Genomic DNA, 17,724 nt, shown 5'->3' with positions numbered 1-17,724 from the left:
TAAAATAAAAATAGAAATAATGGGGAATTTGTCGATAAAATGAAGGAAAATGTGGTGGGTCATAAATGCTGCAGTTAGAAGCCATCATTCTATATTGTTTAACGCAATTGAATAACGAACGGACAATTTATTCCATCTTCCACCTTATTAATGGAAAAAAGTCATCGCAAACCATTCAAGATGCTCATTTGTTTTCATTAAAAAGTTTTTTTGGTATTTATGACACATTAACACGTGCCACCTTTGATGAAATCATTCAATCCATGTGCAAAAAAGAGTGGATTAAACATTTGGGAGAACAACAATATACTCTTACCACCAATGGACAAGCAAATTTAGAAAACAATCCAGTGCCTGCCTATTTAAATGGCTGGGGCTATCAGCCGTTTACTTCGTTGTTTTGGGAAAGATTGACACTGTTTATTCAGGTCACTTCAAATTTAATTTTTGGAGAAACAAGATATCAGCCTATCCAAAGCAACAAGGATGTTCACCAGTGGTTGAAAGCCGCAATAAAGGAAATGAACATATCGAGGAATGAGTTAGGGAACATGGTCTACACGGAATTGATCACATGTTTCGAAGAGACTGAGGAAATCGATCCGGCTATTGTTGTGTTTCGGTTAACTGGTTTCGAGCAAATTGGACTCACTTCATTGCAGACTGCAAAGAAATTAAATATGGACATTCATGATTACCATATTGGATTTATTCAAACCCTTCATTATTTATTGCAAACGATTATGCGGAATCCCGCACGATTTAGGATATTATCCATTCTAATCAAAGACTTGAATCAAAATGATGAATTAACCATTTCTTCAAGGAAAACGTGGGCCCTTTTTAATGAGGGATACTCACCAGATATGATTGCAAAGTTAAGGGGTTTGAAGGTAAGTACGGTTGAAGATCATTTTGTTGAATTTGCTTTAAGTATTAATCATTTCTTGATCGATCCGTATGTTGAAAAAGAATTACAAAAAAGGATCATTGATATTTCTAGATTAATGGGAACTAGGCAACTTAAGCTAATCAAAGATCAATTGCAGTCAGCCACGTATTTTCAAATACGGTTGGTGTTGGCGAAGTATGGTGATAGGGAATGGAAATAGAATCACTGTTAAAAAAGCACTTTGGGTATTCGTCATTTAAAACTGGCCAGAAGGAGGTTATATCGTCTGTACTTGCTGGAAAGCATACGTTAGCTATGCTTCCGACAGGTACGGGGAAGACCTTGTGTTATCAACTTCCTGGTCTTATCCTTCCGGGACAAACATTAATTATTTCTCCACTTCTGTCCCTTATGCAGGATCAAGTAGAACAATTTAAACGATTTGGTGAGAAACGGGTAATTGCCTTAAATTCATTTCTATCTCCAAGCGAAAGGAATAATGTACTCCGGCATTTAAAGGAATATAAGTTTATCTTCATTTCTCCTGAAATGCTTCGCGTTCCATTTATTATCAGGATGCTGCAGCAACTAACGATTTCCTTATTTGTCGTTGATGAGGCGCACTGTATATCACAATGGGGCTATGATTTTCGCCCAGATTATTCAAAATTAGGTGCCATTCGGGAAAAGTTAGGGGATCCTGTGACCCTTGCACTGACAGCAACAGCTACAAGCAGGGTTCTTGATGACATTTCGCTGTCACTTGAACTTGAAGAAGTGGTAAAAATTGTATCCACGATTGATCGGCCAAATATCGCTTTCCATATTGAAAAATTAACAGATTATCATCATAAACATGATCGGGTTATCGATCTTGTCGCAAGACTGCAAAAACCTGGAATTATTTATTTTTCTAGCAAAAAGGCAGCGGAACAAATGGCCGCCTTGCTTGATGAAAAGGGTATTTGCCGGGCCATGGCCTATCACGGCGGAGTGGATCAAAACTCGAGAATATTAATTCAGCAGCAGTTTATTCATAACCAGTTGGATGTCATATGTGCTACAAGTGCATTTGGGATGGGCATAAACAAGGAAAATATCCGCTTTATCATCCATTATCATATGCCGATGCAAATGGAATCATATCTTCAGGAAATCGGCAGGGCAGGCCGTGATGGGAACCCAAGTGTCGCAATTCTTTTATACGCACCTGGTGACGAACAACTTCCGCTGCAGCTTGCAGAAGGGGAATTACCATCAGAACAGCAAATTGACTGGTTTTTTGCTCATGTGCAACATGAAGAAACACTACCAGATGGCAAGACAGAATTTAGTCTGCATTTAAAAGAGCTTGGTGGTTTTTCTGATAGTCAGTGGAGAATTATGGAGGAATTCGTTTTAGCTCCAACTAAAATGGTTAGTTCACCTGAAAAAGTAAAAACTCAGGTAAAGGAATTTGTTAAAGAAAGATTAGAAGCTAAATTCAACCATATTTTTTTAATGAAAAGATGGGTGGAATCTCTCTCGTGCAGACGAGAATTTATCTTAGGATATTTTGATGAAAGATTGCCAAACAAAGTTTCCTCCTGCTGTGATGTTTGTGGGCTGGAGTTAAATGAATATCAGTCTGCTGTAAAAACACCATTTTCAATGACAAGTGAAGAAAAATGGAAGGATTATCTTGCCAAAATTTTAGTCAATAGTGGGTTGAGTGAATGAAACAGAAGTATCATGAATTAATTGCAAGTTTAACGGATAAAGAACTCCTTTCTCATTTATATGTAACACAAATCATTCTCGTAGGAATCTCATTTATTTTAGGTTTTCTTTTATTTGATCATTTTTCTTATTTGGATCAAATTCAACTAGCAGACCTATCTATTGTTACAATCGGTATTCCGCTAGGTGTCGCAGTTGTTATAGTTGATTTGGTCTTAATGAACTTGTTGCCTCCCTCCTACTATGATGATGGGGGATTAAATGAAAGAATTTTTAAAAATAGAAATGTTCTTCATATAATAGTGATTGCATTTTTTGTTGCTTTTAGCGAGGAATTACTTTTCCGAGGAATCATCCAAACAAAAGTGGGTCTAATTCTAGCCAGTATTATTTTTGCTATTATTCATTATCGTTACCTCTTTAATTGGTTTCTATTTGTGAATATTGTCCTGCTTAGTTTTATTATTGGAATGATTTACGAATGGACGGGGAATTTAGCCATTACCATCACGATGCATTTTGTCATTGATTTTTTATTAGGTTTATATATTAAATATAGACGAACAACCGTTTTAGATGAACAGGGAGGAGAGCTCCGTGAATAAAGAGGAACCATACAGAGATCAAGCGGAAAGGCTAAAGCAACGGATCCAAAAAATAAATGATAGGGTCGAAGACGGTAACAATGATAAATTGCCTCCAAGAGAGCAGGTACACCGACAAAAAAGAAAAAAGACAAAATGGAAGCTAAAATATCCACTTATTCGACTATTGGTCTTGTGTTTTATCCTCCTTCCGATCATCATTTTTAGTGTGATTTCTTATAGGGATCATGCGAAGAAAGTGAATGGGGCAGAGAAGACGTCCGGAAGTTCTGTAGGGTATGAAACCATCAATCTTGAAAAGTCTAATTCTGATGACAAAACCATTTCAGAGCAGTCTGAAGAAACAAAGGAACAAGATCAAGTTAATGACGGTTCGAATGTAGCGGAGGAAACCAGTGAAAAACATCAGGATGTAGCAGGGCAGCCTGTTTTAGGCGTTCCATCTACACCATCTAGTCCGGCACCAAGTTTAAATAATGACGCTGCCAATAAGCAGGTGACAGATAAAGATAGCCAGCCTCAGCCAGAACCCGTCAAAAACGAAACAAATAAGGTGATTTATCATACGGTTACCAAACAAGATACACTCTTTAAGATTGCGATGAAGTACTACCAATCTCAAAAAGGGATCGAGATAATTAAAAAGGCGAATAAGCTCCAAAGTGAAAATATTTATGTTGGTCAAGTCTTGAATATTCCGTTAAATAACTAGCCGATCATTATTTTGATCGGTTTTTTTGTCTTTTTAAAACATATTTTATGGGACAAGATCATAAGTATAGAGGGAGAAATGGAGGGTGATAACATATGGATTCTCCAATCCAATTACTTGAATACACGGATCAAGCAACGAAGCAAATGTTAGAAAACGTAAGAAAAAAGAAGAAAAAGTTTGATACCACTAAAACATGGCATTTTATTTCAATATATGGAACACTTTTTTTTGCCTTTATTTTTATTTTGTATTTCTATGCAACGATTTTTAAAATCTATTCTTATTCCTTTTTATCCGTGTTATCGGCAACATTAAATGATGGAGCGGCTGTACTCTTGATAACGATAACTCTTATTGGTTTAGGCGCGATGAATCTTTTAAAACAACAAAAGGAGAAAAAAGAAAAGGAATATCAAGAATTACGGTGTGAAATCGTTGACCGAAGCAAGGATTTATGGAAAAGGGAAGAGGAATGGAAGAACCGCCATATCGTCTTTGAAATGATGAAAAAACTATATGACATAAACCTTTACCATGAAAAAAAATAAGAAGCAGGATTAAGAGCTGCTTCTTATTCCTTTTAGAAAATCGTCTTTTTATCGCGTTCTTCTTTTAATATCTCTACAGCTTCACGGAATCTTAGTGAGTGGACAATTTCTCGCTCGCGTAAAAAACGCAGGCTATCATTGATATCAGGATCATCACTTATATTGATAAGCCATTGATACGTGGCACGAGCTTTTTCTTCAGCAGCAATATCTTCATAAAGGTCCGCAATTGGATCTCCCTTTGCTTGGATATATGTTGCAGTCCAAGGGACTCCTGCAGCATTATGATAATATAAGGCACTGTCATGGTCTGCATAATGGGCACCTAGCCCTGCTGCCTTTAATTGTTCTGGAGTTGCATCTTTCGTTAATTTATACACCATGGTCGCAATCATCTCAAGATGGGCGAATTCTTCGGTACCTATATCTGTGAGTAATCCAATCACCTTATCGGGAATGGTATATCGTTGATTTAAATAACGCAGTGCTGCGGCTAGTTCCCCATCAGCCCCCCCGTATTGTTCGATTAGGTATTTTGCTAGTGTTGGGTTACAGGTACTGACGCGAACAGGATACTGTAATTTCTTCTCATAAACCCACATTCATTTCATCCCTCCCAAAATTACTTCGATCACTATCTAACGCAAACGCTTGTTCAAGGCGTTTCCATTTTTATACTTGCCAGGGCCAAGGGGTATCGTCCCAATTCCATGGATAACCAGAATAACTATTTCCAAATTGCAATAGCGGTCCAAATTGACTTTCAAACTCCTTTTTTAACCGTTTTCTTTCTTTGGCATAATGATTAAATTGGTGGATGGCCTCAAGGTCATCATTGTGGGTATCTAAGTAAAGGGTTAACTCGACTAAAACAAAGTCGACTGCCTGGAGCTGCTCCATTAATTGATAATACTCAGCTGGAACTTGTTTCATGGAGCCATTCCCCCTTGGGCCTTCTCAGCAGAATTGTAGTATGGGTCATAAAGATCCTTCCAAAGTGTACCAGCCCGTAAGGCTTCAAGTGGTGCAAATTGAGGAAGATTGGGTGGTTGAAACCCCATATATAAATGGGGCGGGGTTGAATAAGTTTTTGTGGTGATTGGTTTACAAGGATCAAACGGACTCGCATACGGATGATACGATTTATGATGTGTATTCACAGTAGCCCTCCTTATATTCAGCATCAGTTAATGATATGAGAGGTTTCATAATACATGACATAAATCTTTAATATATAAAAGGATTTTTTTAGGGCTTGTCGAAGTATAATGGAGATGTAGGATTATTACTATGAGGTGATGTAAATGTTCGTAAAAAATATTATGATTCCAAAGCATGAATCTTTTACTGTTCAAGCAGATGTTACGTTAAAAGAGGCATTGTCATTATTAGAAACGCATCAAATTGATGGATTACCTGTATTACAAGGGGAAAAGTATTTGGGCGTTGCGACAAGATTTAATATATATGAAGGTTATTTTCTTTCCAATCTGAAAAAAGAGGAATATTTAACCACCACCTATGTTCAAGATATTGTTTCCTATCAAAATAAGTATTTAGAAGGTGGGGAGTTATTTGAAAGGACGCTCCTGGATTTGAAGGACTTTCCATTATTGGCTGTAGTTGATGCAAATAAAAATTTCCTTGGTGTGGTGACACGTTCGGATGTAATCAGTTCCTTTGAAAGTGCCTTTGGTGTAAATCGTCCCGGGGTAAGGATTGCCTTTACCTCAGTCGAAACAGAAGGCCGGATAGCCCGCCTGTCTGAAATTGCTCATCAATTCCATGAACACATCATTTCTCTAGTAACTTTTGATGAAACGGATAAGCTTGTCCGAAGAATTGTGATGAAGATTGAAAAGAAAGATAATATAGACAGGTTTACTAAGAAGCTTGAGGAACACGGTTTCCGGATATTAAGTATTCAAGAGGACGAATAAGTAGGGTAAGAATGTTCTTCCTTCTCATACATTGTATGGGAGGGATTTTTTATGTTTAAAAGGATAGGGTTGCTCTTTGTGGTCTTTTTTAGTTTAAGGGTGCTTTATGGTATGATTTCAATAAAGGTAAAGTAAGGAAAAGGGGAAAAGAATAGATGATTTTGTTTTGGTTTGGACTATTCATTTTGGTATGTGGGTTGCTTCTGCTCCTGTATATGGTACGTGAAGCATTTTTAAATAAAGTAGTAAAGCATAAATTATTCTTTTCAGATTTTCCGGAGTCATTAGGCGAAGTGACCATTTTTTTTATTTCTGATATTCATAAGCGGACTATTTCAGATCAAATAATCGATGAGGTTATGGGTAAGGCGGATCTCGTCATTATCGGAGGAGATTTAACTGAAAAAGGAGTTCCCTTTGAAAGAGTGAAAACAAATATTGTGAAATTAAAACAGGTAGGCCCGGTTTATTTTGTTTGGGGTAACAATGATTATGAAGTGGATTTCCGGAAATTGGATGCCGTTTTACTCGATTTAGGGGTAAAGGTTTTAGCTAATACAGCAGTGACATTTGAGTCAACACAAGGGGAAAAATTATGTTTGCTTGGGGTTGATGACATGAGTCAGGATCGTGATCAACTTGATTTGGCACTTTCAGATGCCGAAGTGAACAGTTTCAAAATAATTGCCTGTCACATTCCGGCAATCGTGAAAAAAATTCTACCCGAACATGAAATACGCTTGGTGTTAAGTGGACATACTCATGGGGGACAGATCCATCTTTTCGGGTATAGTCCTTATAAAAGAGGAGGAATAAAAAAACTAAATAACACAATTCTTTTCATAAGTAATGGTTATGGGACAACTGCCCTTCCCCTGAGGCTTGGGGCGCCTGCAGAATCACACCTTATTACCCTTCAGAGAGGAACAGAAAAGTTAGGATGATTTAGACAATTCACCAACTGACCCTAAAGGCATACACTAAAAACAAGAGTTATGTCACGGCAGGGGGCAAAAACATGCGCTTAGAACGCTTAACGGCCAATAAAATAAAAATTTTTTTAACCTCTGATGATCTGTTTGATAGGGGGCTTTCCAAAGAAGATATTTGGAAGGATTCAAGTAAATGGAATCAACTGTTTCATGATATGCTGGAAGAGGCAAGCGAGGAATTTGATGTTGATATCCAGGGGTCAGTAGCGGTTGAAATTTTCTCCCTTCAAGCACAAGGTATGATATTGATCATTACTGTTGATGAAGTAAAAGATGATGATCAAGATTTACTATATGATGGGTACATTGAAATGCAGGTAAGGGTGGAAGGCTGTGAAGAGCTATTATTTGAGTTTAAAGAATTTGAGGATGTTATTGGCCTTTCAAAAAGGTTCTCAAATATAGAGTTATTTGGCGGGAGCTTATATTCTTACCATAATTGCTATTATCTTTTAATGGATCAAGTAGATATCACAAAAAAAGAAAGGGCAGCCAGTATATTGTCGGAATTTGGTAATCCCTCCATTCTTAGTCCGTTCGTTCTTGCTGAATATGGGAAACAAATCATTAAAAACGGGGCAGTGGAAACCATTCTTCATTATTTTAAATAAGGAATATAGGTGTAAAGAAATTAAAAGGGGTGCATGCCCCTTTTCCGTTTTTTTTGAAGAAACAAAACTGGATTGGGAGCGTTTTCAAGTATGTGCTGAAAAATACATAAATGTGCTTTTTTCACCTTGCATAAATCAATTAAACGTGTATACTTGTGACTGAAAGCGGACAACATTCGTAAAAGAGATTTCTTAGGAGGATTACAAATGGTAGCCGAAAATGGTACAGAAAAGACTAATCAAGTGGAAAAGAATGATGTGTTGAAATCAACACAAACCGTTATTCATAAAGCCCTTGAGAAGTTAGGTTATCCTGAAGAGGTATACGAGCTTTTAAAAGAGCCGTTACGTATGATGACAGTTAAAATTCCAGTGAGAATGGATGACGGATCAACAAAAATATTTACGGGATACCGTGCACAACATAATGATGCAGTTGGACCAACGAAGGGTGGAATTCGTTTTCATCCAGGTGTAACTGAAACCGAAGTGAAAGCCCTTTCTATCTGGATGAGCTTGAAATGCGGAATCGTCGATCTTCCATATGGTGGTGGTAAAGGTGGCATCGTTTGCGACCCACGGGATATGTCCTTTAGAGAACTTGAAAGATTGAGTCGTGGATACGTACGGGCAATCAGTCAAATTGTTGGACCAACCAAGGATATTCCAGCACCGGATGTGTTTACAAATTCGCAAATTATGGCTTGGATGATGGATGAATATAGCCGAATAGATGAATTCAATTCTCCTGGCTTTATAACCGGCAAGCCGTTAGTCTTGGGTGGTTCACATGGTCGTGAATCAGCAACGGCAAAAGGTGTAACTATTTGTATCCGTGAAGCAGCAAAAAAGAAAGGCATTCAAATTGAAGGTGCAAGGGTTGTGATTCAGGGTTTCGGCAACGCGGGGAGCTTTTTATCAAAATTCATGCACGATGCCGGAGCGAAAGTAATCGGTATTTCCGATGCCTACGGTGCATTACATGATCCAAATGGTCTTGATATTGATTATTTATTAGATAGACGAGATAGCTTTGGGACTGTTACGAAATTATTTAATAATACAATTACAAATAAAGAATTATTAGAACTTGAATGTGATATTCTTGTGCCGGCTGCAATTGAAAATCAAATTACCGCAGAAAATGCGCATAATATTCGTGCGAGCATCGTGGTTGAGGCAGCCAATGGTCCAACAACATTAGAGGCTACTGAAATTTTAACAGAACGTGGTATTCTTCTTGTTCCAGATGTATTAGCTTCAGCGGGCGGTGTTACTGTTTCTTACTTCGAGTGGGTTCAAAATAACCAAGGTTATTATTGGACGGAAGAAGAAGTAGAGGAAAAACTCGAAAAAATATTAGTGAAATCATTTAAAAATATTTATGATACTGCTCAAACACGCCGTGTCGATATGAGACTTGCTGCCTATATGGTCGGGGTTCGAAAAATGGCAGAAGCGAGCCGCTTCAGAGGCTGGATTTAAGTGCTTAGCATTGAATTATAATAAAAAAACTCCTATCATATACAGGGTGGGAGTTTTTTATTTGACCAAAAGGAAAGAATAACTTTCCATTCAGGGTATAAGTGCAACTACGTCTCTGTCTTCGCCCTTAGGGGCTTGTCAGTCAGCGAGTTTTCTTTAGAATCGTAATAAGGAGTGTATCCATTTGCAAGCAGAAGATATTATTATTATCGGTGGAGGACCCTGTGGGTTAGCTGCAGCGATTTCATTACAGGAAATTGGGAAAAAACCATTAATTATTGAAAAGGGAAATGTGGTTAATTCTATCTATCATTATCCAACACATCAAACCTTTTTTAGCACGAGCGAAAAATTAGAAATTGGCGCTATGCCGTTTGTAACTGATAGCTATAAACCTAAAAGAAACCAGGCACTTGTCTATTATCGGGAGGTAGCTAAGCGAAAGCAGCTTCGGATTAACACGTTTGAAACAGTCACAAAAGTGTACAAACAGGATCAGCAAATATATGTTACTAGTGATAAAAAAACCTATAGCGCTGATTATGTCATCATTGCAACAGGCTATTATGATCATCCGAACTTTATGAATGTTCCTGGTGAAGACTTACCAAAAGTTTTCCATTATTTTAAAGAGGCTCATCCCTATTTCAATCAAGATGTTTGTGTAATTGGTGGAAAAAACTCCAGTGTTGATGCCGCACTAGAACTAGTAAAAGCAGGTGCAAGAGTTACTGTTCTGTATCGTGGAACGGAATATTCACCTAGTATTAAACCATGGATTCTTCCTGAATTCGAAGCTTTAGTAAAAAATGGCACGATTACATTGGAGTTTGGCGCAACTATTCAGGAAATTACCGAAAATCAGGTCGTATATAGTAAGGATGATGAACAAAAAACCATTACGAATGATTTTGTTTTTGCTATGACCGGTTACCATCCAGACCATCAATTTTTAAAAACTATGGGTGTGAACATTGACGAGGAAACAGGTAGACCCCTATTTGACCCCGAGACAATGGAAACAAACATCGAGGGAATTTATATAGCTGGTGTCATTGCCGCTGGGAATAACGCGAATGAAATTTTTATAGAAAATGGGCGTTTTCATGGTGGACAAATAGCACGTAATATCTTAGAAAAAGAAACTAAAGGATGATTAGTCATGAATAAAGTTGTTCTATTAACAACAGGCGGTACCATTGCAAGTAAAGCAAATAAGGATTTAGGAAAATTAGCTTCTGGTGCATTAACGGGTGAAGAGCTTGCAGCCATGTGTAATTTACCAAAAGATATTGAAGTAATTGTAGAATCTGTTTTTCAAAAGGCAAGTATTCACATTACCTTTGATGATTTGGTTTTTCTAAAAAATAAAATAGAAGATTATTTTAAGGATGAAGCAGTTTCTGGTGTCGTTGTGACCCATGGGACCGATACCATGGAGGAAACGGCCTATTTTCTTGATTTGACGATAAATGACCACAGACCAGTGGTAGTAACGGGCTCACAACGTTCTCCTGAGGATTTAGGAAGTGATGTCTACATTAACTTGAGGCATGCTATTTATTCAGCTTGTTCCGTTGATTTACAAAATTCCGGTACTGTGGTTGTGTTTAATGAGCGAATATTTGCGGCTAGATATGTGAAAAAGGAACATGCCTCCAATATTCAGGGTTTTAATGCTTTTGGATTCGGCTATCTCGGTATTATTGACAATGATCGGGTTCATGTCTTTCAAAAACCCATTAAAAGAGAATGCTATCAAATTAAAACGCAGGTCCCTCAAGTAGAAATTATTAAATGCTATATTGGGGCGGACGGGAAATTTATTAAAGCAGCACGAGAGGCTGGGGTGAGTGGAATAGTTCTTGAAGGAGTAGGAAGAGGTCAGGTGGCTCCTAAGATGATGGAGGAAATTGAAAAGTCCATTAAAGAGGGAATAAAGCTAGTCATAACAACGAGTGCGGAAGAAGGGTCTGTCTATACGACCTATGATTATGAAGGAAGTGCTTATGATCTTTATAACAAAGGTGTCATTCTAGGAAGTGACAATGACTCGAAAAAGGCAAGAATTAAATTGGCAGTAGCAATGGCAAGTGGTTTAGAGTCTATTAATTTTTAACACGTAAAATGGAATCAATCTTTCATTTTCTTTACACCGGTTCCATGTTACGATAAGGAAAAAGGATGGAAAGTAGGTTCATCATGCTGGGAATTTTATCTGCCGGAGTTGCTCCAGGTCTGGCATTGTTAAGTTATTTTTATTTAAAAGATGAATACGAACCAGAGCCAATTTCCTTTGTTTTGAGGACATTTATTTACGGAGCCCTTTTGGTGTTCCCGATTATGTTTATCCAGCATGTCTTTGATGTCGAACATTTGCTTACATCAAATCTGATTGATGCCTTTTTTAGTTCAAGTTTACTAGAGGAATTTTTTAAGTGGTTCATTTTGTTTTATGCCATTTATCAACATGTTGAATTTGATGAACCCTTTGATGGTATTGTATATGGAGTAGCTGTTTCCCTTGGATTTGCTACTGTCGAAAATATCTTTTATTTAATTGCAAACGGGATTGAGCATGCGATGACGCGTGCTTTATTGCCGGTATCAAGCCATGCCCTATTTGGAGTGATTATGGGCTTTTATCTCGGAAAAGCAAAGTTTACGGAAGGAAATAAAGCTAAGTGGATCCTGTTCTCTTTGCTTTTGCCTTTTATCTTGCATGGGTTCTATGATTTCATATTGATTTCACTAGAACATTGGCTGTTTATTATTTTTCCGTTTATGATTTTCCTTTGGTGGTTTGGGTTAAGAAAGGTGAAAAAGGCAAAAATATTAAGTGCTAATCATTTCAACAAACAATATCCGGTACAAAAGACCCTTCATTCCTAAATGTAGGGTTTTTTTATTTATTCTTCATTAGATGGAATAAAATCACCAATAAAACAAAAAATAGGGTTACTGCTAAAAAGATTCATTTGGGGGTTATAATTCCATGAAAAAGAAAAACAACCTAATCAAATACTTCATTCTATTCTTTTTCTGTACCATGCCATTATCCATGATGGAGAACCAAAAGGTTCATGCCTTTTCTAATCAGATTATCCAAAAAGGAGCCGTGGGTGATGATGTCATTGAATTGCAATCAAGACTCCAATATGTCGGATTCTATAACGGGAAAATTGATGGAGTGTTTGGATGGGGTACATATTGGGCGTTAAGAAACTTTCAATATGAATTCGGGCTAAAAATAGACGGATTGGCCGGAACCACCACAAAAGCAAAGCTAACGAAAGCAAGTAAATATGATCAGCAATATGTAAAAAATCAAATGAAATCCGGAAAAAAGTTTACTTACTACGGTGGTGTTGATAAAAGCAAGCAAAGTGCACCAAATACTAAGGCGCCAGCAACCAAGCCTGCACCACCAAAACAAGCTGCAGCGAAAAAGCCAACAGCGGCAAATACACCAGGCGGTTTTTCACAAAATGATATCCGCTTAATGGCAAACGCTGTTCATGGGGAATCAAGGGGTGAACCATATATAGGTCAAGTTGCCGTAGCAGCGGTAATCTTAAACCGAGTCAATAGTGCATCATTTCCTAACACCGTTTCAGGTGTGATTTTTGAACCAGGAGCATTTACAGCAGTTGCCGATGGGCAAATATGGTTAACACCTAATGAAACTTCAAAAAAGGCGGTAATAGATGCAATTAATGGGTGGGATCCAACGGGTGAGGCACTTTACTATTTTAATCCAGCTACAGCCACGAGCGGCTGGATTTGGGGAAGACCGCAAATCAAACGAATTGGGCAACATATTTTTTGCAAGTAGAGAGGTGAATAGAATTGATTAGAGGAATATTAATCGGTGTTCTTGCTTTGGGTGTGGCGGGAACGGCTTATTGGGGCTACCAAGAACACCAAGAAAAGAATGCAATACTGTTAAACGCCGAAAATAATTATCAACGGGCATTCCATGACCTTTCCTACAGAATGGATATACTCCACGATAAAATTGGAACAACCCTTGCCATGAATTCTAAGGATACTTTATCCCCTTCATTAATTGAAGTTTGGAGACTAACCTCACAGGCACATGGTGATGTTGGGCAGCTCCCATTAACCTTGCTGCCTTTTAATAAGACAGAGGAATTCTTAGCAAATATCGGCAATTTCAGCTACCGAACAGCGGTAAGAGATTTAGGAAATGACCCATTAACAGATAAGGAATATGATACATTAAAGGTGCTTTATAAGCAGTCAGGCGATATTCAGAATGAGCTCCGGAATGTTCAGCATATGGTATTAAAGAATAACTTGCGCTGGATGGATGTTGAGTTAGCCCTTGCATCGGGAAAAGAAACAACTGATAATACGATTATCGATGGATTCAAAACAGTTGAAAAAACAATTTCAAGTTACGAGGAATCTGACTTTGGGCCGACATTTATGAACATGCAAAAAAGGGATGAGAATTTTAAAAAAATCAAGGGAAAGACCATTTCGCGGAATGAGGCCATTCAGGTCGCCAAAAAGTATATGAAGTTTGATGGAAACGCAGAAGTCAAGGTTACTGAGAATGGAAAAGGTTCCGACTATGGTTTTTATAGCGTTTCAATAAAAAACAAACAAACCGGACAGGAAGCTAGTATGGATATTACCAAAAAAGCCGGTCATCCTATTTGGTTTATTAATAACCGTGAAATAAAGGGACAAAAGCTTAGTCTTAATGAAGCAGATAATAAGGCAGCTGCCTTTTTAAAGGAAACAGGTTTCAAAGATTTAGAGGTATTTGAAAGCACGCAATATGACAATATTGGCGTCATCAATTTTGTTACAAATAGTAATGGGGTTCGAATTTATCCTGAAGCGGTGAAGGTGAAAGTGGCGCTGGATAATGGTGATATTATTGGGGTTTCAGCAGAGGAATATTTAAAATCCTTCCAAACTAGAACCATTGAAAAACCTGGGATTACATTGGAACAAGCGCGTGCAAAGGTTAATCCGAACCTAAAGGTACTGGAAAACCGCGAGGCGATGATTATGAATGATTTAAATGAAGAGGTATTATGCTATGAATTCCTAGGGACTATTGGCGACGATACCTATCGGATTTTTATAAATGCAAAAACTGGATTTGAAGAAGAAGTTGAAAAGTTGAAAAATGCCGAAGCTATCTACGAAGATGTATTATAAGGGAAAAGCACTTGCTTTTCCTTTTTAAATTGAATAATAATATCCAAAACCCCAATAATAGACATATATGGGTATGGGGTGATTTCATTGAAAAGGGTGGAAGGATTTTTAGTAAAAGTTTTGATTGTCCAGTTCCTCTTTCTCTTTTTATCACAGCTATTGTTTCATCAACTGGATATTTTTCCGCAAATTAAGCAACTGACTAAATATGAAGGGGTAAATGAAGATATTTTTACAGAAATTATTCAAACCTTTCAAGGTAAATAGAAAAGCGCAAGTGCCCTGGAAGAGGACATCTCTCAAATTCGAATAAGATGAATTTGATATTCAAAAAAGCAGGCTACCTGCTTTTTTTTTATTGATAAAATGCTAAAAATGGGAGGCATTTTATTAACTTATGGTAAAATATATAGTGACAGCTAATGAGACAAACTTTTTGCTTTAGGAGGATTTATGGAAAAAAGATTATCAATCGCAATTGACGGACCTGCTGCAGCTGGGAAGAGCACAGTAGCAAAAATCGTGGCGGAAAAACTATCGTATGTATATATAGATACGGGTGCGATGTACCGGGCATTAACATATAAGGCAATTGTTAACCAATTAAATCTTGATGAGGAAGTTGCACTCTTAGATACTCTGCTTTCAACTGATATCAAATTGTTGCCATCTAATAAAGGTCAGTTAGTCTATCTTGACAATAAAGATGTTACAAATGAGATTCGTTCATCAGAGGTTACCAATAATGTTTCCATCGTTTCTATCCATCAAAAGATTCGTGAAGAGATGGTTAGAAGGCAGCAAGCTTTTGCCACGGAAGGCGGCGTTGTGATGGATGGACGGGATATCGGAACACACGTATTACCAGATGCGGAAGTAAAGGTATTTTTACTTGCTAGTGTGGAGGAAAGGGCGGAAAGACGACATATAGAAAATCTGCAAAAAGGATTCCCATCCGATTTAGAAAAATTAAAAGAAGAAATAGCGCGAAGAGATAAAATCGACTCGGAAAGAGATATAGCTCCCTTGAAAAAAGCCGATGATGCTATTGAAATCGACACCACCTCATTGACCATTCCTGAAGTTGTAGAAAAAATTATGGCTCTGGTGCACGAAAGGATTGGTTAAGTGTGACGTTTTACGCATTTGCAAGGTCAGTCGTTTATACTATTTTTAAACCTTGGTATAGAATTGAAGCGATTGGAGTAGAAAATTTCCCTAAAGAGGGCGGTGTTTTACTTTGCTCTAATCATATCCATAATTTTGATCCAATCGTGGTAGGAATTATGGCTCCTCGCCCCATTCACTATATGGCGAAGGAAGAGGTTTTCAATGTCCCTATTTTGGGAGGCATTGTTAGGAAATGTAATGCCTTTCCGGTAAAAAGGGGCTTAAGCGATCGGGAGGCACTCCGAACAGGCTTAAAGATTCTTAAAGAGGGTAACGTCTTCGGTCTTTTTCCTGAGGGGACTAGAAGCAAAACCGGAGAACTAGGGAAAGGTCTTTCAGGAGCAGGATTTTTTGCTTCCAGATCAGAAGCGCAGGTTGTTCCTTGTGCAGTTATTGGGCCTTATAAAAGTTTTAAGAAATTAAGAGTAGTTTATGGCAAACCAATTGATATGGACGAAATGAGAAAAACCAAAGCGTCTGCGGATCAGGTTACTGAATTAATTATGTCAGAAATTCATAAACTTATAAAAGAGCATCAATAGGTTCTGCTTGACAAAATAGCCTATTTGTAAGAAGTTATTAAAAAGAGATTTTTTTTGAATATTCTCTGCAATTGATTTGTTTTATATGTGGTGTCTGCTGTGCTGCATACGCCAGATCATATATAGATTTTGGAGTAAATGGATTAAGGAGGAATACATATGTCGGAAGAATTAAATCAAGTAGAAGTGAAGAACTTTGAAATTGGGGATAAAGTAACCGGACAAGTTACGAAGGTCGAAGAAAAACAGGTGCTTGTGGCTGTTCAAGGCAGTAAATTAGATGGGATAATCCCAATCAGTGAATTATCAAGCCTTCATATTGAAAAAGCATCCGATGCTGCTTCTGAAGGGGATGAGTTAGAGCTGGAAGTTGTAAAAGTTGAGGAAGAAGCACTTATCCTTTCAAAAAGGAAAGTTGATGCAGAAAAAGCCTGGGAGCATCTAGAACAACAATTCCAAAATGGCGAAATCTTTGAAACGGAAGTAAAGGACGTTGTTAAAGGCGGCCTTGTTGTGGATCTTGGAGTCCGTGGATTTGTTCCTGCTTCCCTTGTAGAAGCACATTTTGTCGAGGATTTTAGCGATTACAAAGGACGTACACTCTCCTTTAAAATTGTTGAACTTGATAAAGAAAAGAACCGCTTAATCCTTTCACATCGTGCAGTTGTGGAGCAAGAAAAGGGAAAACAAAAACAAAATATTCTTGGTGCACTAAAAGTGGGTCAAGTAATCGATGGGACAGTCCAAAGAATTACAGACTTTGGTGCATTTGTTGACATTGGCGGCATTGACGGTCTAGTGCACATATCACAATTATCCTATGAACATGTGGAAAAACCAACAGATGTAGTTCAAGAAGGGCAACAGGTTCAAGTAAAGGTATTAAGTGTTGACCGTGATAATGAAAGAATTTCTTTATCAATAAAAGAAACACTACCTGGGCCATGGTCCAATATTTCTGAAAAGGCACCAAAAGGCAGTATTTTAGATGGGAAAGTAAAAAGATTAGTCTCATATGGTGCATTTGTCGAAGTTTTCCCTGGTGTAGAAGGTCTTGTTCATATTTCTCAAATTGCGCATAAACACATTGGAACACCGCATGAGGTTCTAAAAGAAGGGCAAGATGTTAAAGTAAAGGTGCTTGATGCTAACGAACAAGATCAGCGATTATCATTAAGCATTAAAGAATTGCTTGAGAAAGAGGACGATGGGAACTTCGATTATGAGCTTCCGGAGGAATCAAAAGGCTTTCAGCTTGGTGAGGTTATTGGCGATAAGTTAAAGAATCTAAGAAAATAATGGTGAT

21 protein-coding genes are annotated in these 17,724 nt (G+C 37.7%); 18 read left to right on the top strand and 3 right to left on the bottom strand.

Annotated elements, in window-relative coordinates:
• Positions 1–65 precede the first annotated feature (65 nt).
• The 5 genes from RCG19_RS01575 to RCG19_RS01555 all read left to right on the top strand — a co-directional run bounded on the left by RCG19_RS01575 (position 66) and on the right by RCG19_RS01555 (position 4,479).
• On the top strand, positions 66–1,112 hold the full coding sequence (locus tag RCG19_RS01575; RefSeq protein WP_308109421.1) for a YpbB family protein: 1,047 nt from the start codon (positions 66–68) through the stop codon (positions 1,110–1,112).
• Positions 1,103–2,611: a RecQ family ATP-dependent DNA helicase gene (locus RCG19_RS01570; protein ID WP_308109420.1), complete on the top strand. Its 1,509-nt coding sequence runs from the start codon at positions 1,103–1,105 to the stop codon at positions 2,609–2,611. Before RCG19_RS01575 ends, RCG19_RS01570 begins: the two co-directional genes overlap by 10 nt.
• Positions 2,608–3,216 (top strand): CPBP family intramembrane glutamic endopeptidase, encoded by a 609-nt coding sequence (locus tag RCG19_RS01565; protein WP_308109419.1) that lies wholly within the window; start codon positions 2,608–2,610, stop codon positions 3,214–3,216. Before RCG19_RS01570 ends, RCG19_RS01565 begins: the two co-directional genes overlap by 4 nt.
• A complete protein-coding gene (locus RCG19_RS01560; RefSeq protein WP_308109418.1) occupies positions 3,209–3,928 on the top strand; it encodes a LysM peptidoglycan-binding domain-containing protein in 720 nt (239 codons plus the stop codon). Before RCG19_RS01565 ends, RCG19_RS01560 begins: the two co-directional genes overlap by 8 nt.
• A gap of 95 nt (positions 3,929–4,023) precedes the next feature.
• Complete coding sequence (locus RCG19_RS01555; RefSeq protein WP_166241033.1) at positions 4,024–4,479, top strand: DUF2663 family protein; 456 nt, start codon at positions 4,024–4,026, stop codon at positions 4,477–4,479.
• A 32-nt stretch (positions 4,480–4,511) separates the two neighbouring features.
• Here the strand turns inward: RCG19_RS01555 and cotJC are convergent, their stop codons facing one another.
• From cotJC to RCG19_RS01540, 3 genes are all read right to left on the bottom strand, one after another.
• Positions 4,512–5,081, bottom strand: coding sequence for a spore coat protein CotJC (gene cotJC, locus RCG19_RS01550; protein WP_166241035.1), 570 nt, complete (start codon positions 5,079–5,081; stop codon positions 4,512–4,514).
• A gap of 70 nt (positions 5,082–5,151) precedes the next feature.
• Positions 5,152–5,412, bottom strand: coding sequence for a spore coat protein CotJB (locus RCG19_RS01545; protein WP_007084901.1), 261 nt, complete (start codon positions 5,410–5,412; stop codon positions 5,152–5,154).
• The gene (locus RCG19_RS01540; RefSeq protein WP_207342925.1) at positions 5,409–5,663 is read right to left on the bottom strand and encodes a spore coat associated protein CotJA; all 255 of its coding nucleotides are present in this window, start codon (positions 5,661–5,663) and stop codon (positions 5,409–5,411) included. The genes RCG19_RS01545 and RCG19_RS01540 overlap by 4 nt, the downstream gene beginning before the upstream one ends.
• 120 nt (positions 5,664–5,783) lie before the next feature.
• Here RCG19_RS01540 and RCG19_RS01535 point away from each other — a divergent pair, with 120 nt between their 5' ends.
• The 13 genes from RCG19_RS01535 (at position 5,784) to rpsA (ending at position 17,717) form a co-directional block, all read left to right on the top strand.
• Positions 5,784–6,419, top strand: a complete 636-nt coding sequence (locus RCG19_RS01535) for a CBS domain-containing protein (protein ID WP_166241039.1) — start codon at positions 5,784–5,786, stop codon at positions 6,417–6,419.
• Between the two features lie 155 nt (positions 6,420–6,574).
• Entirely contained in the window at positions 6,575–7,363 is a 789-nt protein-coding gene (locus tag RCG19_RS01530; RefSeq protein ID WP_308109416.1) for a metallophosphoesterase, read from the top strand.
• A gap of 74 nt (positions 7,364–7,437) precedes the next feature.
• Complete coding sequence (locus RCG19_RS01525; RefSeq protein WP_166241043.1) at positions 7,438–8,022, top strand: genetic competence negative regulator; 585 nt, start codon at positions 7,438–7,440, stop codon at positions 8,020–8,022.
• Positions 8,023–8,229: 207 nt separating this feature from the next.
• Positions 8,230–9,507 carry a Glu/Leu/Phe/Val family dehydrogenase gene (locus RCG19_RS01520; RefSeq protein WP_166241045.1) on the top strand — a complete coding sequence of 426 codons (1,278 nt, stop codon included), beginning with the start codon at positions 8,230–8,232 and terminating at the stop codon, positions 9,505–9,507.
• Positions 9,508–9,691: 184 nt separating this feature from the next.
• A complete protein-coding gene (locus RCG19_RS01515; RefSeq protein WP_166241047.1) occupies positions 9,692–10,663 on the top strand; it encodes a YpdA family putative bacillithiol disulfide reductase in 972 nt (323 codons plus the stop codon).
• Between the two features lie 6 nt (positions 10,664–10,669).
• A complete protein-coding gene (locus RCG19_RS01510; RefSeq protein WP_308109415.1) occupies positions 10,670–11,626 on the top strand; it encodes an asparaginase in 957 nt (318 codons plus the stop codon).
• 83 nt (positions 11,627–11,709) lie between these two features.
• Positions 11,710–12,399 (top strand): glutamic-type intramembrane protease PrsW, encoded by a 690-nt coding sequence (gene prsW / locus RCG19_RS01505; protein WP_166241052.1) that lies wholly within the window; start codon positions 11,710–11,712, stop codon positions 12,397–12,399.
• A 157-nt stretch (positions 12,400–12,556) separates the two neighbouring features.
• A complete protein-coding gene (sleB, locus tag RCG19_RS01500; RefSeq protein ID WP_308110907.1) occupies positions 12,557–13,342 on the top strand; it encodes a spore cortex-lytic enzyme in 786 nt (261 codons plus the stop codon).
• Between the two features lie 14 nt (positions 13,343–13,356).
• The gene (gene ypeB / locus RCG19_RS01495; RefSeq protein ID WP_308109414.1) at positions 13,357–14,706 is read left to right on the top strand and encodes a germination protein YpeB; all 1,350 of its coding nucleotides are present in this window, start codon (positions 13,357–13,359) and stop codon (positions 14,704–14,706) included.
• A 78-nt stretch (positions 14,707–14,784) separates the two neighbouring features.
• Positions 14,785–14,973, top strand: a complete 189-nt coding sequence (locus RCG19_RS01490; RefSeq protein WP_308109413.1) for a DUF5359 family protein — start codon at positions 14,785–14,787, stop codon at positions 14,971–14,973.
• 186 nt (positions 14,974–15,159) lie between these two features.
• A complete protein-coding gene (cmk, locus tag RCG19_RS01485; RefSeq protein WP_166241060.1) occupies positions 15,160–15,834 on the top strand; it encodes a (d)CMP kinase in 675 nt (224 codons plus the stop codon).
• A gap of 2 nt (positions 15,835–15,836) precedes the next feature.
• Positions 15,837–16,418, top strand: coding sequence for a lysophospholipid acyltransferase family protein (locus RCG19_RS01480; protein ID WP_166241062.1), 582 nt, complete (start codon positions 15,837–15,839; stop codon positions 16,416–16,418).
• A gap of 159 nt (positions 16,419–16,577) precedes the next feature.
• The gene (gene rpsA, locus RCG19_RS01475; protein ID WP_166241064.1) at positions 16,578–17,717 is read left to right on the top strand and encodes a 30S ribosomal protein S1; all 1,140 of its coding nucleotides are present in this window, start codon (positions 16,578–16,580) and stop codon (positions 17,715–17,717) included.
• Positions 17,718–17,724 lie beyond the last annotated feature (7 nt).

This window comes from Neobacillus sp. OS1-2, assembly GCF_030915505.1.
In the GTDB taxonomy this organism is placed as follows: domain Bacteria; phylum Bacillota; class Bacilli; order Bacillales; family Cytobacillaceae; genus Neobacillus.
This window is presented reverse-complemented; position numbering and strand designations above follow the sequence as displayed.